Here is a 21,772-nt window from a genome sequence, read left to right as displayed (position 1 = left end):
AGGCAGTTACGCTGCCTCCGCGTGTCATAATCGTGGGCGTGGCTGAAAAGAATCTGATCTCGAATGTCCTGTCCACGCGCTACGCTTCGCCGGAGCTCAGCAACATCTGGAGCCCGGAGCACAAAATCGTTCTCGAGCGCCGCCTGTGGATTGCGGTGATGCGCGCCCAAAAGGATCTGGGCGTGGACATCCCGCAGGAGGCGATCGACGCTTACGAAAAGGTCGTTGAGGACGTCGACGTGGACTCCATCGCCGAGCGCGAGCGCGTGCTGCGCCACGACGTGAAGGCGCGCATCGAGGAGTTCAACGCCCTGGCCGGGCACGAGCACATCCACAAGGGGATGACCAGCCGCGACCTCACCGAAAACGTCGAGCAGCTGCAGATTCGCACCTCCCTCGACCTGATCTACGGCAAGGCGATTGCGGTGCTGGTGCACATCGGCAAGCTGGCGGGCCAGTACCAGGCACAGGTCATGGCGGGGCGCTCCCACAACGTGGCGGCCCAGGCCACGACGTTGGGCAAGCGGTTCGCCTCGGCGGCCAACGAGATGCTTATCGCCGTGCAGCGCGTCGACGAGCTGCGCCAGCGTTACCCGCTGCGCGGCATCAAGGGCCCGATGGGCACCGCGCAGGACATGCTGGATCTCATGGGCGGCTCTGAGGAGAAGCTCGCCCAGCTGGAAAAGTCCATTGCGGAGTACTTGGGCTTCGGCGAGATCTTCGACTCCGTCGGGCAGGTCTACCCGCGCACCCTGGACTACGACGCGGTCTCCGCGCTGGTGGAGCTCGGCGCTGGGCCCAGCTCACTGGCTACGACCATTCGCCTGATGGCCGGCAATGAGACCGTGACCGAGGGGTTCAAGGAGGGCCAGGTCGGTTCGTCGGCCATGCCGCACAAGATGAACGCCCGCTCGTGCGAGCGCGTCGGCGGCTTCCAGGTCATCCTCCGCGGTTACCTCACCATGGTGGCGGACCTGTCCGGCCAGCAGTGGAATGAGGGCGACGTCTTCTGCTCCGTGGTGCGCCGCGTGGCCCTGCCGGACTCCTTCTTCGCCATCGACGGCCAGTTCGAAACCTTCCTCACCGTGCTCGAGGAATTCGGCGCCTTCCCGGCGATGATCGACCGCGAGCTGGAGCGCTACCTGCCCTTCCTGGCCACCACCCGCATCCTCATGGCGGCGGTGCGCGCCGGCGTCGGCCGCGAGACCGCTCACGAGGTGATCAAGGAAAACGCGGTGGCGGTCGCGCTCAACATGCGCGAAAACGGCGCCGAGCAGGACTTGGTCGAGCGGCTCGCCGCCGACGACCGCCTGCCGCTGGACAAGGAGCAGCTGGACCGCGCCCTGGAGGACAAGCACGCCTTCATCGGCGCCGCCGAGTCGCAGGTGGAGGCGGTGCTCGCGCGCATCGACAAGCTGGCCCAGGCCAACCCGGAGGCCGCCGCGTACAAGCCGGGTGAGATCCTCTAGCTACACTAAACCCATGGCTTTAGAGCTCTCTGACTACACGCACCTGCACTCGGGCAAGGTCCGGGACATCTACGAGGTGGACGAAAACACGCTCCTGCTCGTCGCCTCGGACCGAATCTCCGCCTACGATTTCGCCCTCGAACCGGCCATTCCCGATAAGGGACGGGTTCTGACAGGGACGTCGAAGTTCTTCTTCGACCGCCTGGATTTCCCGAACCACCTGGCCGGCCCGTTGGATGATCCGCGCATTCCGGAAAACGTGCGCGGGCAGGCGATGCTGGTGCAGAAGCTCGACATGGTGCCGTTCGAGTGCGTCGCGCGCGGTTACCTCACCGGATCCGGGCGCAAAGAATACGACGCCAGCGGCACCGTGTGCGGCATCGAGCTGCCCGCCGGGCTGGAGGAAGCCTCCCAGCTGGACGAACCGATCTTTACCCCGGCCACCAAGGCGGAGCAGGGCGACCATGACGAGAACGTCTCGTTCGAGTTCATGGCCGAGGAGCTGGGCAAGGAGCGCGCCGCGGAGCTGCGCGACGCAACGTTGCGCATCTACCAGGCTGGGGCAGACCTTGCGCGCGGGAAGGGCATCATCCTGGCGGATACCAAGCTGGAGTTCGGCCTGGACCACAACGGCAACTTGGTGCTGGCCGACGAGGTACTCACCCCGGATTCCTCCCGCTACTGGCCGGCGGATTCCTACGCGCCGGGTAAAAACCAGCCCAGCTTTGACAAGCAGTATGTGCGCGACTGGCTGACCTCCGACGCATCCGGCTGGGATGCCGCCTCCGGTGAGAAGCCGCCGCGCCTGCCTGACGATGTAGTGGAGGCGACCCGCAAGCGCTACATCGAGGCCTACGAGCGTCTGACCGGCGAGAGCTTCGCCGACTACCTGGGCTAGCGCGGAGGTATTCCTCCCGCTTTGAGGGCGGGACCAGGGGCCGGATCGCCGCGCGTAGAGTGGGGCGCTATGACTGATAACGTTCCTGTTCCGCACGCCCCCGTCCACCCGGTGACGCGGTCGTTCCACGGCCGCGAGTTTGTCGATGACTTCGAGTGGATGCGCGACAAAACCTCGCAGGAGACCATCGACTACCTCGAGGCGCAGAACGCGTACACGACGCAGCACACCGCGCACCTGGACGAGATGTCGGAGAACATCTTCCAGGAGATTAAGTCCCGGGTGAAGGAGACGGACATGTCCGTGCCCACCCGCGCGGGCGACTACTGGTACTACGGCCGCACGGCGGAGGGGAAAGACTACGGCTACTCCTGCCGCATTCCGGTGGAAAAGGGCTCGGACCCGTGGAACCCGCCGACCATCCCGGGCCCTGAGGAGGGCCGCCCGGACGGCGAGCAGATCATCCTGGACGCCAACGAGCTGGCGGCGGATCATGAGTTCTTCTCCATCGGCGCGGCGTCTGTCACCACCTCCGGCCGGCTGTTCGCCTACTCGGTGGATACGACTGGCGATGAGCGCTTCGACCTCTACATCAAGGACCTAGAGACCGGCGAGTTACTCGAGGATCACCTCACCGGAATTTTCTACGGCGCCACCTGGGTGGGCGAGGACTACATCTTCTACCAGCGCGTGGACGACGCGTGGCGGCCGGATACCGTGTACCGCCACAAGGTGGGCACCCCGCAGGACGAAGACGTGCTTGTCTTCCAAGAAGACGACGCGCGCTTTAACGTCGGAGTCGGCGGTTCGCGCAGTGAGAAGTACCTGTTCATTGAGGTCGGTTCCAAGATCACGACGGAGATCTGGGCACTCGAGCAGGACAACCCGGAGGGTGAATTCCGGGTGCTGTGGGAGCGCGAGCGGGGCGTGGAGTACGACGTCGACCACGCCGTTGTCGCGGGGCAGGACACGTGGATTGTCACGCATAACGCCCATGGCCCGAACTTCGAGTTGGCGCAGAGCCCCGCGCTGACGGGGGCGGAGCTGGCGCCGCTGCGCGAGCTCGACGTGCTTGTCCCGCACAGTGAGGACGTCCGCTTCGAGGGCGTGGATACTTACCGCGATTACATCGTGGCTGTCTATCGCCGCGGTGGCATCGGGCAGGCGGCCGTGATGCGTCTGACGGAAGATGGCTTTACCGAATTCGAGGAGCTGCAGTTCGACGAGGAGATCTTCACCGTCGGACCGCTGGGCAACCCGGAGTGGGACGCGCCGGTCTTCCGGTTTAGCTATGCGTCGTTTACCCAGCCGACGCAGCTTTTCGATTACTGGGTGGAATCCGGCGAGCGCACCCTGCTCAAAGAGCAGGAGGTGCAGGGCGGTTACGACCCGGGGGACTACACCGCCTACCGTCTGTGGACCACTGCGGACGACGGAACCGAGATCCCGGTCTCTGTGGTGCATCGCGCGGACCCAGACACCGACCGTCCGCAGCCGACGCTTCTGTACGGCTACGGCTCCTACGAGTCCTCGACCGACCCGGGCTTTTCCTACACGCGCCTGTCGCTTCTGGATCGCGGCATGATCTTCGCGGTCGCGCACGTGCGCGGCGGCGGGGAGATGGGCCGTATCTGGTACGACGACGGCAAGATGGACAAGAAGAAAAACACCTTCACTGACTTCATTGCGGTGGCGGATGACTTGGTGGAAAGGGGCATCGCCAAGCGTGATGCTCTGGTCGCCGAAGGTGGCTCGGCTGGCGGCATGCTCATGGGCGCGGTGGCCAACATGGCTCCGGACCGTTTTAAGGCCATCCAGGCCGTGGTCCCGTTCGTGGACCCGCTGACCTCGATGCTGAAACCGGAGCTCCCGCTCACGGTGACCGAGTGGGACGAATGGGGCGACCCGTACCACGATCCGGAGTACTACGACTACATGGCGTCTTACGCGCCGTATGAAAACGTCGAAGCCAAGGAGTACCCGAACATCCTCGCGGTAACTTCGCTGAATGACACTCGCGTGCTCTACGTTGAGCCGGCCAAGTGGATCGCGGAACTTCAGCGCACCGCCACGGGCGGCACGTTCCTACTCAAGACGGAGATGTCCGCCGGCCACGGCGGTGTGTCCGGGCGGTACAAGAAGTGGCGGCAGAACGCGTTCGAGTACGCGTGGCTCATCAACCAGGCGACGGGGCTGTCGAAGTAGGAATATGCGATAATGGCCGTCATGCCCGGCCACCTTTTGGTATCCATCTCCAGCATCTTTTCCGGAACCCGCGCGAATGCCGCACGGTTGATGAAGAACCTGGATGCGGAGGGGATCCCCGTCTCCCTGCTCGTTGCGCCGCACATCGACGGCAACTGGCACCTGGCCAAGGATTCGAAGACGAAGGGCTGGCTGGAAGAACAGCAGGAGGCGGGTCGCTTGCTCATCCTGAACGGCTTTGACCAGCCGGTGCAGGGCCGGCGCGCGGAGTTTGCGAACCTGGACCCGCACGAGGCGAACCTGCGGCTCAAAGGCGCGACGCGGCAGATGAAGAAGATCGGGTTTACCCCGGATATTTTCGCCCCGCCGCGGTGGCGGATGTCCCCCGGGACGCTAGAGGTCCTCCCGTCCTTCGACTTCAAGCTCGCGGTGTCCACGCGCGGTGTGCACGACTTGCGTGACGATGCCTTCCATCAGGCACGCAACCTGTCCTTCGGCGAGGGCTTCGGCGCGGCGAAGTGGTGGCGGCGCAACATCGTGCGGGCGGCGCAGCGTTCAGCCAACCGCGGGAACACGGTGCGGCTTTCCACGTCTGCCCGCAATTTGGACGACAAAAAGGTCGCTAACGACTTCCTCAAGGCCGTGACCAAGGCGGCGGCCGCGGGCGCAAAACCCGCGGACTACCGCGTGTTTTACTAGTTCTTCCGCAGGAAGTCCCAGAACGACAGGCCGGAGCTCAGCTGAGCCACGGTGCGTGCCACGCCATCGATGAAACCGTGGAAGGACGCCGGCGTGCGGCCCTTCAGTGAATCAGCGACGTAGTGCTCGACCGCCGCGCGGTGCGCGGCGTCGTCCGAGTTATTGAACAGCGGAAGAAGGCCGAGGATGGCCGCGCCGATACCCAGACCGCCCAGAAGCGGCAGAGCAGCCGACAGTACGGACTTGGCTTTGCTGGACTGCGACGGCAGAGACGGCTTGGTGCCCGGCTTGCTGCCCGGCTTGTCATTCGGCTCGTTGCCTGGGGTTTCGCCACCCTGGTTGTCACCGTCGTGGCTTTCGCCACCCTGGTTCTCGCCGCCCTGGTTGTCGCCGGGGGTTTCGCCCGGGGTCTCGCCCGGCTTGGTATCCGGATCGGTGCCCGGCTGCTCGTTGGCGTTGTCAGATCCGTTGGCGTTGTCCGAGCCATCGGAATCGTCCGCGCCGTCGAGGCGGAAGCCGACCTTGACTGGATCGTGGTCGGAGGAGCGGAACGGGCTGTCGTCGTAGAAGTCCACGACGTTGGCGTGGCGGCGGGAGTATTCGAACGCGACGGCTTCGTCGGAGTTGATATCCCACACCTGGGCGTCTTGCAGCTTGCCGGCGGCAACCTTGTTGGCCAGGACGTGATCCAGAGAGCCCAGCAGGCCATCGAACTGGTAGGAAGCGGAGGCCCCGAAGTCCTCGGCCGGGACGGTGTAGCCGGCGGTGCGGAAGGTCTCGAGCGGGGTCTCGTGGGTGTAGGTGTTCAGATCCCCCATGACGAAGGTGGCCTTGTCCTTCCAGTCCTCCTGCTTGCTCAGGTGGTCGAGGACTGCCTGGGCCTGCGAGTTACGGACATTCGGGTTGTTGCCCTGGCCGTCACCGGCATCCTTGTCGCCCTTGGCCACCGAACCTTTGGACTTGAAGTGGTTGGCCACCGCAACGAAGGACTCCTTGGCATCGTCACGCTGGCCCGGAGAAGTCACCGGGGCGAATTCCTGCGCGAGCGGCTCGCGGGCGGTGCCGGTGAAGCGATCGTCGGTGAAGATGCGGGACTCACCGACCGGGGTGACGCGGTCCGGGTCGTAGATGAACGCGGTGCGGATGGCATCGCCCTTGACCGGCAGGTCCTTAGGGGAGGCCACCGCCTTCCAGTTGCCGCCGGCCTTGTTGAGCTCGTCGACGAGGTGGTTGAGCGCATTGTCGCGCTTGGACTTGTCGCCGGTGGTGGCGTAGCCGTTTTCGATTTCAGACAGCGCGATGACGTCCGCGTCTAGCCCGTTGATGGCGTTGACGATCTTCCGTTCCTGATCGCGGAACGCGTCCTCGGAGTAGGCACCGCGGACGTCGCAGTCCTTGGCGGTCACGGGCTTTCCCTCACGGTCGTCGTAGTGCCCGCAGTTGTGGTCCTTGCCCAGGGACGTGAAGTAGTTGAGCACGTTGAACGCGGAGATGGTGTAGTCGCCCTTTACCTGGTTCGGGACGTCAATCTCAGCGTCGCGGGAGTTCTCCCAGGTGATGGGGAGGTCCGCGCCGGCGGTCTCGCCCGTCACCGGGGAGGTCGGCTGCAGGCGCCACTTGTCAAAGGAGTAGTTGACCACAACCGGGTGTTGGAACTCCACGTGGTCGGTGGTGCGCAGCGGCTTGATGGTCTGCGCGCCGTCCTGCGCGAGGTAGGGCAGGGGCACGTCTGAGGCGCCGCGGGTGTAGTCGCCGGTGCGGCCATCGTCAAGCGTGACCAGCTTCTCCTGCTGCTCCTTGGTGAGCTTTTGCAGTTCCGAGTTGGGGTCCTTGCTCGGCTGGTAGATATCGGACGGCTGGCGGAAGGCCTCCTCGCCCGGGGCGAGGCCGATTTCGCCGAAGCGGTTGAGCCCGAAGTTGTTGGTCACGGTGTGGGTGCCCGGCTGGATGAGCATGGACTCGTAGGCCTCGCGTGCCTCCGCGCCCGCGGGCAGGGTGTCCACGGCAACCGGGGTGACGTCCTCATGCTCCTCGTCGAGGGCGGTGGTCTTCGGGTTGGTCAGCTGCGTGTTCTCCTTGAACTCGGCAACGGTTCCGGTGACCTCGACAAAGGTGCCGATCTCCGGGAAGGAGGCGGTGTCCTTGGAGTAGACGAAGATGCCGTCGGAGGCGTCGCCCGCGTGCTTTTCTTCCTTGCCCGTGCCCGGGGTCTGGATCATGTAGCCGTTCAGGCCGCCGTCCGGGTAGGAGGCGGTGACCACGCCGCGGGTGGTCACGGTCTTGTTCACCAGCGGGCTGGCGGTGCCGGTGCCCTGAATGTCCGCGATGGGGATGACACCGTCGGTATCGGTGTCCGTGCCCGGGGCAGGGGTGGCGTCGCCGTCCTGGTTGTCGTTGTTGCCCGGGGTGTTTTCTCCCTGGTTGTCTTCCGGGTTTCCGGAATTGGTCGGGGTGGGGTCACCGATGGTGAAGTCCGCCGAGTTGTCGTCGGTGTCGGTGCCGTTCTCATCGCGCGCTGCAGAGGTAGCGTTCGACGCAGCCTTCGCCGCAGCGCCCTCGAACTTGGCGGTCTTGCCGTAACCGGCCAGGTCAACCGTCGTGTTGTCGGCGTCGACGAGTTCGACGGAGCCGTCCGAACCGCCCATGGTCGCGTTACCGGACGCGTCCGGAGCAGGCAGCGGCTCGGTTCCGCCGGTGCCCTTGGATTCCGCGATCAGGTAGTAACCGCCGGCTTTGATGCTGCCGGACAGTGGCGTCGCTTCGCCCGGGTTGCCGGATTTGCCGAAGTACTTGGCCGTCCAGCCGGTCAGATCGATGTCGTGATCGGTCGGGTTGTACAGCTCAATGAAGTCATTGGTGTAGGTGGCGCCCTTGTTGCCGCCACCGCCGTAGATCTCGGAGATGACGACGTTGTCGCCGGCCGGAGTGGCCGTTGCCGCTGGGACGGCGACATTCGCGAGGGTGGTGGAGGTGACCGCCGCGATGGCGAGGGCACCGAGTGTGCGCGAGGACATGAAAAAGCTCCTAGCTGGTCATGCTGAGAAAGGACCCATATAGCTTTAATCCATCTGTGACCGGCCTGAAACCGAACTGTTGCCGGCGTCCTGCGGGTTTAGATGCCGCTCACGCAAAGTTCACCTTGCAGGGGAGAAGGATTCACTTTTCGTAACCTCCCGTTCGCCGTGGCGTAGCGCGCGGCGGTAGCGCGCGGTCGGGTGGCGGGGCATTGGGAGCGTGCGCGGCATGCGGCTAGGTCGATACGGGGGCCGGCCGCTAGACTGACAGGCGCGAAAACTTCTGCCCAGCACTAGTAAAAGGGAATGCTCATGGCTCGTGTAGTTGTCAATGTCATGCCGAAGGAAGAAATCCTCGACCCCCAGGGCAAAGCCGTGGTCCGCGCGCTGGGGCGCATCGGGGTGGACGGTGTGAGCGATGTCCGCCAGGGCAAGCGCTTCGAAATCGAGGTAGACGATTCGGTCTCCCGCGAGGAGCTGGAGCGCGTTGCCTCCACCCTCTTGGCCAACACCGTCATTGAAGACTACGAAGTTGTGGAGGGCGAGTAAGTGCCAGCCAAGATCGGAGTAATCACCTTCCCGGGCACGCTTGACGATGTCGACGCTGCCCGCGCCGTCCGCTACGCCGGCGCAGAAGTCGTCGACCTGTGGCACGCGGATAGCGACCTGCACGGCGTGGACGCGGTCGTGGTCCCGGGCGGTTTCTCGTACGGCGACTATCTGCGCTCCGGGGCGATCTCCGCACAGGCGCCCGTCATGCGCTCGGTGGTAGACGCCGCCCGCGACGGCATGCCGGTGCTCGGCATCTGCAACGGCTTCCAGATCCTAACCGAGGCCGGTCTCTTGGAGGGCGCGCTCACCCGCAACGTGGGTCTGCACTTCCACTGCGAGGACATCTTCCTCGAGGTGGCCAGCGACAAGACCGCGTGGACGGGCGAGCTGACCGAAGGCGAAAAGATCCACATCCCGGCCAAGCACGGCGAGGGCCGCTTCCAGGCGGCGCCGGAGACCATCGAAAAGCTGGAGAAGGAAGGCCAGGTCGTCTTCCGCTACACCGACAACTTCAACGGCTCGCTCGGGGACATCGCGGGCATTACTAACGAAGCCGGCAACGTCGTGGGGCTCATGCCGCACCCGGAGCACGCCATCGACACGCTCACCGGCCCGTCCACGGACGGGCTGAAGCTCTTTACCTCGGCGCTTGCCACCGTCGCCGGCAACGCAACCGCGACCTCGAACGCCTAAGGAGTGACCTTGATGCACAACGACACCGTGGACAACGCGCGGGCCACCTCCGACGAGGCGCAGCCCTACGCAGAGCTGGGCTTAAAAGACGACGAGTACCAGCACATCCGAGACATCCTGGGGCGCCGGCCCACCGACGCGGAGCTCACCATGTACTCCGTCATGTGGTCGGAGCACTGCTCGTACAAGTCCTCCAAGGCGCACCTGCGCTACTTCGGTGAGACCATGACAGAGGAGATGGGGGAGAAGATCCTCGCCGGCATCGGCGAGAACGCCGGCGTGGTCGACATCGGAGACGGCAACGCGGTCACCTTCCGCGTGGAATCCCACAATCACCCGTCCTACGTTGAGCCGTACCAGGGTGCGGCGACGGGTGTGGGCGGCATCGTGCGCGACATCATGGCCATGGGCGCGCGCCCGGTGGCGGTAATGGATCAGCTGCGCTTCGGCCCGGCCGACGCGGCGGATACCGCTCGCGTGCTGCCCGGCGTGGTCGCCGGCATCGGCGGCTACGGCAACTCCCTGGGGCTTCCCAACATTGGCGGCGAGACCGTCTTTGACCCCACCTACGCCTCCAATCCGCTGGTCAACGCCCTGTGCGTGGGCACGCTCAAGGTGGAGGACCTGAAGCTGGCGTTCGCCTCCGGCACGGGCAACAAGGTCATGCTCTTCGGTTCGCGCACCGGCCTCGACGGCATCGGCGGCGTGTCCGTCCTCGCGTCCGACTCCTTCGACGAGGGCGCCGAGCGCAAGCTGCCGGCCGTGCAGGTGGGCGACCCCTTCTCCGAAAAGGTGCTCATCGAGTGCTGCCTGGATCTGTACAAGGCCGGCGTGGTCGTCGGCATCCAGGACTTGGGCGGCGCGGGCCTGGCGTGCGCGACCTCGGAGCTGGCTGCGGCTGGCGATGGCGGCATGCGCGTCGACCTGGACCAGGTCCCGCTGCGCGCGGACAATATGACCGCCGCGGAGATCCTCGCCTCCGAGTCGCAGGAGCGCATGTGCGCGGTCGTCGCGCCGGAAGACGTGGAGCGCTTCCGCGAGATCTGTGACCACTGGGAGGTCACCTGCGCCGAGATCGGCGAGGTCGTCGAAGGCGACCACCTGGTCATCACCCACGGCGGCGAAGTCGTCGTGGACGCGCCGGCCGGCACCATCGCGGACGACGCCCCGGTGTACAACCGCCCGTTCGCCCGCCCGGAGTGGCAGGACGAGCTGCAGCGCTTCGGCGGCATCGACAAGGCCAGCGATCTCGTGGACGCCTTCAAGAAGATGCTCGCCTCCCCGGCGCTGTGCTCGCGCGACTACATCATGAACCAGTACGACCGCTACGTGCGCGGCAACACCGTACAGTCGCACCACGCGGACGCGGGCGTGCTGCGTATCGATGAAGAAACCGGCCGCGGCGTGGCCGTGTCCGCGGACTGCTCGGGCCGCTACACCAAGCTGGATCCGAACATGGGCGCCCGCCTGGCGCTCGCGGAGGCCTACCGCAACGTCGCAGCCACGGGCGCGCGTCCCGTGGCCATCACCAACTGCCTCAACTTCGGTTCCCCGGAGAACCCGGACGTGATGTGGCAGTTCCGCGAGGCGGTGCACGGGCTTGCCGATGGCGCCGTCGAGCTGGGCATCCCGGTCTCCGGCGGCAACGTGTCCTTCTACAACCAGACCGGCGAAGAGCCGATTCTGCCCACCCCGGTCGTTGGTGTCCTGGGCGTGGTCGACGACGTGCGCGGCGCGCACCGCCACGCGCTCGACGGCACCGCCGGCCAGAAGCTCATCCTGCTGGGCGAGACCCGCGACGAGTTCGGCGGTTCCATCTACCAGCAGGTCACCCGCGACGAGCTCAACGGCCTGCCGCCGCAGGTGGATCTGGCCAACGAGGCGAAGCTGGTCGAGCTGCTCGCCGGCAACGCCGACATCGCCGCCGCGCACGATGTGTCGGAGGGCGGCCTGGGCACGACCGTCTTCGAAATGGCGCGCGCTGCCGCAGTGGGCATCGACCTCGATGTGGAGGCCGTGCACGCCGACCCGACCACCGCGCTGTTTAGCGAGTCCGCCTCCCGCGTCGTCGTCGCCGTCGACGCCGACAAGGAGAACGCCGTGCTGGAACGGGCCGGCGAGCTGGGGATTCCGGCCGCGGTCATCGGTACCACCAACGATTCCGCGGAGCTTAACTTCGCCGGCGTTTCGGTGGGTATCGCGGAGCTTGCCGATGCCTGGGCAGGAACCCTGCCGCAGCTCTTCGGCCAGCACGTGGGTGCAAACTCGACGGTGTAGGCGGAAAGCCACACTTCCGCCCCCGTTTCATATGACAAGCAGATACGAAAAGGAGTGTTAGGTGCACCAGGCGGTCCAATTCCAACGACTATTCGAACTGCGACCGCCGAACCGTGACCACATCCCCGCACTCCGCACCGCGGTCGGCGTGGCCGTCCCGCTATTCGTGCTGCTGGCCATCGGCCGGATGGATCTGGCCATGTGCGCCAACTTCGGCTCGTTTGCCGGCATCTACGGCCGGCACGAAGGCCGCCGGATCCGGGTGACCAACCAGATCATCGTCGGTGCGATGCTCGCCACCTGCGTGACCTTGGGCGCGTCGATGTCGTGGTGGCACGCCTCCCCGTTGGTGGTCACGCTGGTGACCTCGGTCATTTCCTGCGCCACCGCGACGGTGGCTAACTTGTGCGGACTACGACCGGCCGGCTCCGTCTTCTTTGTCTTTTGCACCGCGGCGATCGGTTCGCTGCCGCAGGGGCCGAATCCCGTGGATGCGCTGCTCGCCGCGCTTGCGTCCAGCTTATTCTGCGTCGCCCTGGGATTGGGATGGCACCTGCTGGGCGAGGGCGATGTCCCGGGCGGTCCGCTGAAGCGCGCTCCGCGCCCGCCGCGGCCTACCGTCATCGCGAGCGCGGTGCGCTTCTTCGTCGCCCCGCTGATCGCCGGCCTGTTGGGACTTTTGTCGGTCGGCTTCTCCCCGCACCTGTCCCACCCGTACTGGGCGATGATCGCCGCGGTGGTCGCGTTCATCGGCCCGCGGTACCTCGTGCAATACCAGCGCGTGCTCCAACGCGTGCTGGGAACGCTCACCGGCGTGCTTTTAGCCGGGTTCCTCCTCTCGCACGGCATGGACGCGTGGCAGCTCATTATCTGGGTGACCATCATCCAGTTCCTCACCGAGTTAACCGTTACCCGCAATTACGTGGTGGGCAGCACGTTCATCACGCCCATCGCGCTGCTCATGGTGCACTACTTCAACCCGCTGCCCATCGGCGAGCTCATGGTCACCCGTTCCATCGAGACGATCGTCGGCTCCGCGGCGGCACTGGGAGTCATTATGATTAGCTTCTACTGGGACCACCCGAAGACAGTTCATCGCTATATGGCGAAGGCGCGTCCGCGTATGTAGAGAAAGCACAGGTGAAATTGCATGGGGACCATCGCGCGTACGTACTTAGCGTTCGACCGCGGCCCACGGCCGCTGGCGCGCGGCTGGTTCCACCTCGTCACCGCCGTGTTGTCCGGCATGTCTTCGGCGGTGCTCGTGACGTTCGCGTGGATGACCCTGCGCTGGTACGAGGCGCTCGGGGTGACCATTTACGGCGTCGGATTTCTCCTGCTGTTCGGTGTCTCCGCGCTCTACCACCGGTGGCCGTGGAAGACCGCGGGCGGGGTGCAGGCATGGCGGCGAGCCGATCACGCCACCATTTCGGTGTTTATCGCCGCGACCTACACGCCGTTGTGTCTTATCGTCCTGCCCCCGGAAAAGGCCGCGTGGTTGCTGTCTGTCGCGTGGGCAGGCGCGGCCGGGGGAGTACTACTCAGCCTGGTGTGGATCAACCACCCGCGCTGGCTGGACGTGGTGGTCTATTTGGCGCTGGGCTGGCTGATCGTTCCGCTCGTGCCGGCGCTGTGGGAAGGCGCGGGCGCGGCTGTGGTGTGGCTACTATTCGCCGGCGGGGTGATCTACTCGCTCGGCGCTGTCGTCTACGGCTGCAAGTGGCCCGGGCGCAACGCGCGCATTTACGGCTACCACGAGCATTTCCACACCGCGACGGTGGTCGCCGCGATTGTGCACTTGGTCGCGGTGTGGATGGTCGTCGCCGGGGCCTGAGCTGCCAGCGGAGTTGGCTTAGGCCTCGCCCGCGAACTGGGCTTCGTACAGGCTCGCGTAGGCGCCGCCGGCCGCCAGCAGCTCGTCGTGTGTGCCCTGCTCGACGATGGTGCCGGACTCCATCACCACGATGACGTCCGCCTCGCGGATGGTGGACAGGCGGTGGGCGATGATAAACGAGGTGCGCTCGGCGCGCAGCTTGTTCATCGCCTCCTGGACCAGCAGCTCGGTGCGGGTGTCTACCGACGAGGTCGCCTCATCGAGGATGAGCAGCGCCGGCTGGGCGATGAACGCGCGGGCGATCGTGATGAGCTGGCGCTCACCCACGGACAGTGAGCCGCCGTCGGAGTCGACGCGGGTGTCGTAGCCATCGGGAAGCGAGTGCACGAAGCGGTCGACGTAGGTCGCCTTCGCCGCCTCGATGACTTCCTCGTCCGTGGCATCCAGCCGCCCGTAGCGGATGTTGTCCATGATGGTGCCATCGAAAAGCACGGCATCCTGCAGCACCATGCCCACCTGGGAGCGCAGCGCGTGGCGGGACAGTTCCCGGATATCGGTGCCGTCGAGGGTGATGCGGCCGGAGTCGACGTCGTAGAACCGCATGATGAGGTTGACCAGCGTGGTCTTGCCCGCGCCGGTGGGGCCGACGATGGCCGCGGTGCTACCCGGCGTAACCCGCAGGTTGAGGTCCTGGATGAGCGGGGTGTCCGGGTCGTAGGAGAAGTCGACGTGCTCGAATTCGACGAGCCCCTGGGCACGCTCCGCCAGCGTGCGCTCTCGGCGCTGGTGTGCGGAGGTGTCGCTTTCCGTTTCGGATATATCCCGCGGCTCCTCCGGAGCGTCGAGTAGTTCGAAGGTGCGCTCGGCAGAAGCCACGCCGGACTGGACCATCTGCATCATGCCGCCCAGCTCACCCAGCGGCTGGTTGAACTGGCGGGCGTACTGGATAAACGCGGTGACCTGGCCCAAGGTGAGCGAACCGCCGGCAACCTTCAACCCGCCCACAACGGCGATGGCCACGTAGGACAGGTAGGAGATGAACTGCATGATCGGCATCATGATGCCGGAGTAGAACTGCGCCTTGACCGCGGCGCGGTAGAGCTCGTCGTTGTGCGCGTCGAAGTCGGCGATGGCGCTGTCGGCGCGGCCGAAGACCTGCAGCACCTCGTGGCCGGAGAAGGTCTCTTCCACCCGGCCGTTGAGCTGGCCGGTGGCCTTCCACTGGGTAGCAAACTGGCTCTGCGAGCGCGAGCCGATGACCGCGATGACGGCGAAGGTCAGCGGGATCGCCAGCAGGGCGATGAGGGCGAGTTGCCAGGACAGTGCGAACATCATGATGGTGATGCCGAGGATGGTCAGCACCGAGTTGACCGCCTGGGACAGCGCCTGTTGCAGCGCCTGCTGGATGTTGTCCACGTCGTTGGTGGTGCGCGAGAGCACGTCACCGCGCTGTTGGGTGTCAAAGTAGGACAGCGGCAGGCGGTTGATCTTCGCCTCCACGTCGGAGCGCAGGCGGTAGACCGCGCGCATGACCACCCGGTTGAGCAGGAAACCCTGCAGCCACATCAACACGGCGGCGACGAGGTAGAGGCCGAGGATGGCGAGGATAAAACCCGCCAGGCGTTCGAAATCGATGCCCACGCCGGGGGTGACGTCCATGCCGGAGAGCATGTCCGCGAATTGGTTGTTGTCGTCTGCGCGCAACCCGGCGATGACATCGTCCTTGCTGGCGCCCTGCGGCAAGTGGGCGCCGATGGCGCCGGAGAAGATCTCGTCCATCGCCCGGCCGGTGACCCGTGGGGCGTAGACGTTGAGCGCCACGCTCAAGGCGGTAAGACCCACGACGGCGACGATGGTCGCCTTATAGGGCGCGAGCAGGCCGAGCAGGCGTTTGAACGCGCCGCCGAAGTTCTTCGCCTTGCGCGGCGCACTCCCGGACCAGTCGTCGGAGCCGACGTTGCCTTCGAGCTCGAGGATTTCGGAATCGCTAAGTTCAGCCATGGTGGGAATCCTCCGTGAGCTGCGAGTGGACAATTTCTTGATAGGTGGCGGAGGTCTCTAGCAGTTCCTCGTGGGTGCCGCGGGCGACGATGGAGCCGGACTCCATGACCAGGATCTGGTCGGCGTCCACGATGGAGTTAACCCGCTGAGCCACGACGATGACCGTGGCGTCCTTCACGTGCGGCCGCAGCGCCTTCTGCAGCCGTGCCTCCGTGTCCAGATCGAGCGCGGAGAACGAGTCGTCGAAGAGGTAGACCGCCGGGCGGGAGATGAGCATCCGCGCGATGGACAGGCGCTGGCGCTGCCCACCAGAGATATTCGTGCCGCCCTGCGAGATGGCCATGTCCAGGTCGGTGACAAAGTCCGCCTGCGCGATGCGGAGGGCCTCCCACATCTCCGCCTCCGTGGCACCCGGCCGGCCGGTCTCCAGGTTGGAGCGCACCGTTCCGGAAAACAGGTACGGCTTCTGCGGGACAAGGGACACGCGCTTGACGATGTCCCGGTGCGCCATGTCCACAATATCCACCCCGTCGAGGGTGACGGTGCCTGCCGATGCCGCGTACGAGCGCAGGATGAGCCCCAGCAGCGTGGACTTGCCCGCGCCCGTCGAGCCGATGATCGCGGTGGTCTGGCCCGGCCGGGCGGTCAGGGAGATGTCATCGAGCACCGGCTCGTCCGCGCCGGGGTAGGTGAAGTCGACGTGGTCGAAGCGGACCGTGCCGGGCGGGCGCTCGGCAGGAGTGGCTTCGGCAGGGGTGGTGTTCTGCGCTGCGCCCCGCGCCGCGCCCGGGTCCGTGATCGACGGCTGGCGGCGCAGCACTTCCGAGATGCGGCCGGCGCACACGATGGCGCGCGGGAGCATCATGGCCATGAACGCGCCCATCATCACGGCGGCGAGGATCTGCATGAGGTACTGCAAGAAGGCCGTCAGCGAGCCGACCTCCACGGCGCCGCTGTCCACGCGGGCACCGCCGAACCACATCACCGCGCCGGTGGCGAGGTTGAGGATGAGCATGATGGCGGGGAACAGGAGCACGAACAGGTTGCCGATGCGCACCGACAGCCGCGTGAGATCCGCGTTCGCGTCGGCGAAGCGGTCCGCCTCGTGGGGCTCGCGGGTAAACGCGCGGACGACGCGGATGCCCGAGATCTGTTCGCGCAGGATGCCGTTGATGCGGTCCAGCTTGGACTGCTGCGACTGGAACAGCGGCATGAGCCGGGCGATGATGGTGCCCACGGCGATGGCCAGCACGATGACGCTGACGGCCACCAGCCAGGACATGCCGGGGTCTTCGCGGATGGCCATGATGATGCCGCCGGCCATCATGATGGGCACCGGCACCATGAAGTTCAGCAGCATCATGTAGGTCATCTGCACTTGCTGCACGTCGTTCGTGCCGCGCGTGATGAGCGTGGCCGCCCCGAAGTGGCCGATGTCTTCGGCGGAGAAGTGAGCGACCCGGTGGAAGACCCGCGCGCGCAGATCGCGGCCGGTGCCCATCGAGGTGCGCGCGGCAAACCACGTGGCGATGCAGGCGGAGATCACCTAGACGAAGGCCACGCCGAGCATGAGCGCGCCGGTGCGCCAGATATACGGGATGTCCCCGCGGGAGACGCCTTGGTCAATGATCCGCGCGTTGAGGGACGGCAGGTAGAGGACCGCCAGCATCGAGATGGCCTGCATCACGATGACGATGGCGATCGGGCCGGCATACGAGCCGGCGCGAGTGCCGATGAGTCGAAGGAATTTCACATCGCTAGACAGTACGCCACGTTTTGCTTAATCGATGTGCTGGTTGGTGGGCGCAGCCACCAGCGGGCGTGGGGCGAAATCGGCGCGCAGATTGCGCAGGGTAGTGGCGTGCTCGGCGAGGCGGATGTCCTCCTCGGTGCGCGGGGTGAACTGGCGCGCGGCAAGCACGTGGTTGTCGCGGTCGACGGCCATGTACGCAAAGGAGGCATGGATGGCGGTCTCCAACTCCGCGCGCCCGCGGTGGGCATCGCCGGCGCGGACGTGGATGGACATCTGCATGGAGCGGGCATCGGTACGCAGAAGGCGCGCATCCACCTCGATGAGGTCACCGATATGGATCGGTTGGTAGAAGCGGATGCCGCCGGCGTAGACCGCCACGGTGCGCTCCGCGGACCACTCCATGGTGCAGGCAGTCGCCGCCTCGTCGATCCACTCCATCGCGGTGCCGCCGTGGACGTTGCCGCCCCAGTTGATATCGGCGGGCTTAGCCAAAAAGCGGTTGACCATCCGCGGCGCGTCCGACGGACCGTCGTAGGTCTGCTTGCTCATCTCTTCCTCAATGGCCTTGCGCAGGGTGATGCGGTCCTTCGCAGCCTCCTCCACGCGGCGCTCCTCGTCCGTTTCCGGCGTGAAGCTCGGCACCGGGGTAGAGCGCCCCGTCGCCGCGTCCTTGGCCACGAAGATGACCAGGCAGTCGCACGCGCGGGTGAAAATGCCCTCGCGCGGATCCGCCGAAAGCACCTCGTTGACGATGTGCATCGAGGACCGGCCGGTCATCGCGATGCGGGAGCGCACCTCCACGATGTGGCCCGAGGGAATGGGGCGGGTGAAGTGAATGTGGCCCACGTACGCGGTCACGCAGTAGGTGCTCGACCACTGCACGGCGCACGCGTAGGCGGCCTTATCGATCCACTCGAGCAAGCGGCCGCCGGAAATGCCCGGGGTGCCGGCCATGAGTAGATCTCCCGGGGAGGCCATGAAACGCAGGGTGATGTTCGGGGACTTGTGAGACGCATCGCTTTCCGTCATGGCTACAAACCTACCGCTCCCCGCGCCAGTATCCGTCCGCGAGCCGAAATCACCCCGCAGGCCTTCCTCTTATCTCTTTATCGCAACCGGTATTACAGTTAGGCCGCATGAGGAAGAAGGCTGACCCGGCACAAGCCCGCGCGGCGGTGGACGCCATCGCCGACTGGATCGCCGACCCAGAAAACACCGCCGAGGTGCCGCGCACGGCGGTGGCCACAGCCGTCCGGCAGACCGCCCGCCTGCTCGAGGGCGACGCGCCGGGCCACTCCGTGGAGGTTCGCGTCCCACCATTCGTGGCGGTGCAGTGCATCGACGGGCCCGAGCACACCCGCGGTACGCCGCCGAACGTGGTGGAGCTTAAGCCCCTGACGTGGCTGCGCGCGGCCACCGGTCACTGCGACTTTGCGCAGGCGGCCGACGCGGAAGGTAGCTGGGTCTCCGGCCAGCGCGCCAGAGAGGTCGCCCGCTTCCTGCCGGTCATTCCGCTCGCGCCGCGGTAGCGCCCGCCCAGCCCCGCCGGCTTGGCTTCCGCCGGCCTGGCTCTCGCCGGTTGGCTCCCGTCGGCTTGGCTCTCGCCGGTTGGCTCCCGTCGGCTTGGCTCTCGCCGGTCGGGCTACCGGAAGGCCGGATTCTGCAAGCATTAGTGGCGCGCCGGGGTGAGGCTATAAGATGAGCGCCGTGGTAGGACAACAAAATCGTGCCGATGCACAACAGGTCAGTATCACGAACCTCGACGACCGCGGGGAGCAGGAACCGCGCGAAGAGTGCGGCGTCTTCGGCGTGTGGGCGCCCGGCGAGGACGTATCCAAGCTCACCTACTTCGGTCTCTTCGCCCTCCAGCACCGCGGCCAGGAGGCCGGCGGCATCGCGGTGGGCGACGACGACCGAATCGTTGTCTTTAAAGACATGGGGCTGGTCTCCCAGATTTTCGACGAGTCCATCCTCAACTCGCTGCACGGCGACGTGGCCATCGGTCACACCCGATACTCCACCGCCGGTGGCAAGGAGTGGGCGAACGTCCAGCCCATGTTTGGCACGTCCGAGTCGGGCGTGGACATCGCGTTGGGGCACAACGGCAACCTGGTGAACTTCCAGGACCTGCTGGACGAGACCCACGAGCGCGGCCTCATCAAACCGGAGCAAAAGACCGTCTCCGACACGATGATCCTCACTTCTTTGTTGTCCGCGGGTGTCGATGCCGACAACACCCTGTGGGACTCCGCGCGCGAACTTCTGCCGCGCGTGCACGGCGCGTACTGCCTCACCTTCACCGACGGGCACACGCTGTACGCCGCCCGCGATCCTTACGGCGTGCGCCCGCTGACCATCGGCCGGCTGCCCACCGGGTGGGTCGTGGCGTCCGAGACGTGCGCGCTCGACATCGTCGGCGCGCAGTTCATCCGTGAGGTCGAACCGGGCGAACTGGTCGCCATCGATGAGGCCGGCGTGCGCAGTGAACGTTTTGCGGAGACCCAGCACCGCGGTTGCGTCTTCGAGTACGTCTACCTCGCCCGCCCGGATTCCCAGATCCGCGGCCGGACGGTCAACGAGGCGCGCGTGGACATCGGCAAGCGCCTGGCGGAGTACTCCCCGGTCGACGATGCGGACCTGGTCATCCCGGTGCCGGAATCCGGCACGCCGGCGGCCGTCGGCTACTCACGCGGCTCCGGCATCCCGTTCGGCCAAGGGCTGGTGAAAAACGCCTACGTGGGCCGCACCTTCATCCAGCCCACGCAGACGTTGCGCCAGCTGGGCATTCGGCTCAAGCTCAACCCGCTGCGCGAGGTCATCGAGGGTAAAAAACTCGTGGTGGTGGATGATTCCATCGTGCGCGGCAACACCCAGCGCGCGCTCATCCGCATGCTGCGCGAGGCGGGCGCGGCGGAGGTGCACGTGCGCATCGCGTCGCCGCCGGTGAAGTGGCCGTGCTTCTATGGCATCGACTTCGCCTCCCCGGGCGAGCTCATCGCCAATGGCGGCGCCGCGGACGATGGCGAGACGGTCACCGAGACCATCCGGGCTGCCATTAACGCGGACAGCCTGGCGTTCGTGACTATCGATGACATGGTCGACTCCACCCGGCAGCCCCGCAATGAGCTGTGTACCGCGTGCTTTGACGGCACCTACCCGCTGGGGCTGCCGGACGGCAACCCCAATGCCAACGCCGTGCGCACTCTGCTCGGCGACGAGAAGTAACTTTCGAAGGAGCAGATGGAACCCATGAGCACGAACGACCAGAACCGCGAAGCGCAGCTGACGGATAATCAGGCGCCCACCACCATCGAGGCGGAAGGCAACACCTACGCCGCCGCCGGCGTGAACATCGAAGAGGGCGACCGCGCCGTCGAGCTCATCGGCGCGCACGCCAAGCGCGCCACCCGTCCCGAGGTGATGGGCGGCCTCGGTGGCTTCGCCGGCCTGTTCAAGCTGGGCGAGTACAACGAGCCGGTCCTGGCCGCCGGTTCTGACGGCGTGGGTACGAAGCTCGCGGTCGCCCAGGCGATGGACAAGCACGACACCATCGGCATTGACCTGGTGGCCATGTGCGTGGACGACCTCGTTGTCTGCGGCGCCGAGCCGCTGTTTTTGCAGGACTACGTGGCTATCGGCAAGGTCATCCCGGAGAAGGTCGCCGACATTGTGAAGGGCATCGCGGAAGGCTGCAAGCAGTCCGGCGCCGCGCTGCTCGGCGGCGAGACGGCGGAGCACCCCGGCGTGATGGGGGAGGACGAGTACGACGTGTCCGCCACCGCCGTCGGCGTGGTCGAGGCGGCCGACATCTTAGGCCCAGACAAGGTCCGCGAGGGCGACAGCCTCATCGCCATGGGCTCGTCCGGACTGCACTCCAACGGCTACTCGCTGGCGCGCTACGTCCTGCTGGGAAAGGCCGGCCTGCCGCTGGACGGCTACATGGACGATCTCGGCCGCACGCTGGGCGAAGAACTTCTCGAGCCGACCCGCATTTACGCCAAGGACTGCCTGGCCCTGGCCGCGGAGTGCGCGGTGTCCACGTTCTGCCACGTCACCGGCGGCGGGCTCGCGGGCAACCTCGAGCGCGTCATCCCCGAGGGGCTTGTTGCGGAGGTTAACCGCTCCACGTGGTCGCCGGGCCAGATTTTCCGGACCATCGCGTCCGTGGGCCGCGTGCCGCTGGAGGAGATGGAAAAGACCTTCAACATGGGTGTGGGCATGATCGCCGTCGTCGCCCCGGAGGACCGCGATCGTGCGCTGGCCATGCTCACCGCGCGCCACGTTGACGCCTGGGAGATCGGCACCGTGCGCAAGGCGGAGGAAGACGATTCGGCCCGCGTCATCATGCGCGGCGACCACACGGACTTCTAACTCCAG

Annotated in this window: 15 protein-coding genes and 1 pseudogene; 12 read left to right on the top strand and 4 right to left on the bottom strand. The window is 66.0% G+C overall.

Annotated elements, in window-relative coordinates; genetic code table 11:
* The first annotated feature begins 29 nt into the window (after nt 1-29).
* From purB to CMASS_RS08735, 4 genes are all read left to right on the top strand, one after another.
* On the top strand, nt 30-1,469 hold the full coding sequence (gene purB, locus CMASS_RS08750; protein WP_205617732.1) for an adenylosuccinate lyase: 1,440 nt from the start codon (nt 30-32) through the stop codon (nt 1,467-1,469).
* A gap of 13 nt (nt 1,470-1,482) precedes the next feature.
* Nucleotides 1,483-2,367 (top strand): phosphoribosylaminoimidazolesuccinocarboxamide synthase, encoded by an 885-nt coding sequence (locus tag CMASS_RS08745; protein ID WP_022863064.1) that lies wholly within the window; start codon nt 1,483-1,485, stop codon nt 2,365-2,367.
* Between the two features lie 69 nt (nt 2,368-2,436).
* Nucleotides 2,437-4,572, top strand: coding sequence for a S9 family peptidase (locus CMASS_RS08740; RefSeq protein ID WP_022863063.1), 2,136 nt, complete (start codon nt 2,437-2,439; stop codon nt 4,570-4,572).
* Nucleotides 4,573-4,593: 21 nt separating this feature from the next.
* Nucleotides 4,594-5,271: a DUF2334 domain-containing protein gene (locus CMASS_RS08735; RefSeq protein WP_027018668.1), complete on the top strand. Its 678-nt coding sequence runs from the start codon at nt 4,594-4,596 to the stop codon at nt 5,269-5,271.
* Here CMASS_RS08735 and CMASS_RS08730 read toward each other — a convergent pair.
* A complete protein-coding gene (locus tag CMASS_RS08730) occupies nt 5,268-8,285 on the bottom strand; it encodes an ExeM/NucH family extracellular endonuclease (protein ID WP_022863061.1) in 3,018 nt (1,005 codons plus the stop codon). The two genes, CMASS_RS08735 and CMASS_RS08730, sit on opposite strands and share 4 nt — an antisense overlap.
* Before the next feature lie 312 nt (nt 8,286-8,597).
* Here CMASS_RS08730 and purS point away from each other — a divergent pair, with 312 nt between their 5' ends.
* From purS to trhA, 5 genes are all read left to right on the top strand, one after another.
* Nucleotides 8,598-8,834 (top strand): phosphoribosylformylglycinamidine synthase subunit PurS, encoded by a 237-nt coding sequence (gene purS, locus CMASS_RS08725; protein WP_027018667.1) that lies wholly within the window; start codon nt 8,598-8,600, stop codon nt 8,832-8,834.
* The gene (gene purQ / locus CMASS_RS08720; protein WP_022863059.1) at nt 8,835-9,530 is read left to right on the top strand and encodes a phosphoribosylformylglycinamidine synthase subunit PurQ; all 696 of its coding nucleotides are present in this window, start codon (nt 8,835-8,837) and stop codon (nt 9,528-9,530) included.
* Nucleotides 9,531-9,542: 12 nt separating this feature from the next.
* Nucleotides 9,543-11,807: a phosphoribosylformylglycinamidine synthase subunit PurL gene (purL, locus tag CMASS_RS08715; protein ID WP_022863058.1), complete on the top strand. Its 2,265-nt coding sequence runs from the start codon at nt 9,543-9,545 to the stop codon at nt 11,805-11,807.
* Between the two features lie 61 nt (nt 11,808-11,868).
* Entirely contained in the window at nt 11,869-12,936 is a 1,068-nt protein-coding gene (locus tag CMASS_RS08710; protein WP_022863057.1) for an FUSC family protein, read from the top strand.
* Nucleotides 12,937-12,957: 21 nt separating this feature from the next.
* A complete protein-coding gene (gene trhA, locus CMASS_RS08705) occupies nt 12,958-13,641 on the top strand; it encodes a PAQR family membrane homeostasis protein TrhA (RefSeq protein ID WP_022863056.1) in 684 nt (227 codons plus the stop codon).
* Between the two features lie 18 nt (nt 13,642-13,659).
* Here trhA and CMASS_RS08700 read toward each other — a convergent pair whose 3' ends face one another.
* The 3 genes and pseudogenes from CMASS_RS08700 to CMASS_RS08690 form a co-directional block, all read right to left on the bottom strand.
* The gene (locus tag CMASS_RS08700; protein ID WP_022863055.1) at nt 13,660-15,642 is read right to left on the bottom strand and encodes an ABC transporter ATP-binding protein; all 1,983 of its coding nucleotides are present in this window, start codon (nt 15,640-15,642) and stop codon (nt 13,660-13,662) included.
* A pseudogene (locus CMASS_RS08695) lies at nt 15,635-17,395 on the bottom strand (ABC transporter ATP-binding protein). The gene CMASS_RS08700 and the pseudogene CMASS_RS08695 overlap by 8 nt, the downstream one beginning before the upstream one ends.
* A gap of 27 nt (nt 17,396-17,422) precedes the next feature.
* Nucleotides 17,423-18,424 (bottom strand): acyl-CoA thioesterase, encoded by a 1,002-nt coding sequence (locus tag CMASS_RS08690; RefSeq protein WP_022863054.1) that lies wholly within the window; start codon nt 18,422-18,424, stop codon nt 17,423-17,425.
* A gap of 107 nt (nt 18,425-18,531) precedes the next feature.
* Between CMASS_RS08690 and CMASS_RS08685 the strand changes: the two genes are divergently transcribed.
* The 3 genes from CMASS_RS08685 (at nt 18,532) to purM (ending at nt 21,766) form a co-directional block, all read left to right on the top strand.
* A complete protein-coding gene (locus CMASS_RS08685; RefSeq protein ID WP_022863053.1) occupies nt 18,532-18,924 on the top strand; it encodes a sterol carrier family protein in 393 nt (130 codons plus the stop codon).
* 178 nt (nt 18,925-19,102) lie between these two features.
* Nucleotides 19,103-20,620 carry an amidophosphoribosyltransferase gene (gene purF / locus CMASS_RS08680; RefSeq protein WP_033399583.1) on the top strand — a complete coding sequence of 506 codons (1,518 nt, stop codon included), beginning with the start codon at nt 19,103-19,105 and terminating at the stop codon, nt 20,618-20,620.
* 24 nt (nt 20,621-20,644) lie between these two features.
* Nucleotides 20,645-21,766 (top strand): phosphoribosylformylglycinamidine cyclo-ligase, encoded by a 1,122-nt coding sequence (gene purM / locus CMASS_RS08675; protein ID WP_022863051.1) that lies wholly within the window; start codon nt 20,645-20,647, stop codon nt 21,764-21,766.
* Nucleotides 21,767-21,772: the final 6 nt, after the last annotated feature.

Source organism: Corynebacterium massiliense DSM 45435, assembly GCF_028609805.1.
In the GTDB taxonomy this organism is placed as follows: domain Bacteria; phylum Actinomycetota; class Actinomycetes; order Mycobacteriales; family Mycobacteriaceae; genus Corynebacterium; species Corynebacterium massiliense.
The sequence above is the reverse complement of the archived record's forward strand: the minus strand, read 5'-3'. Positions and strand labels throughout refer to the sequence as shown.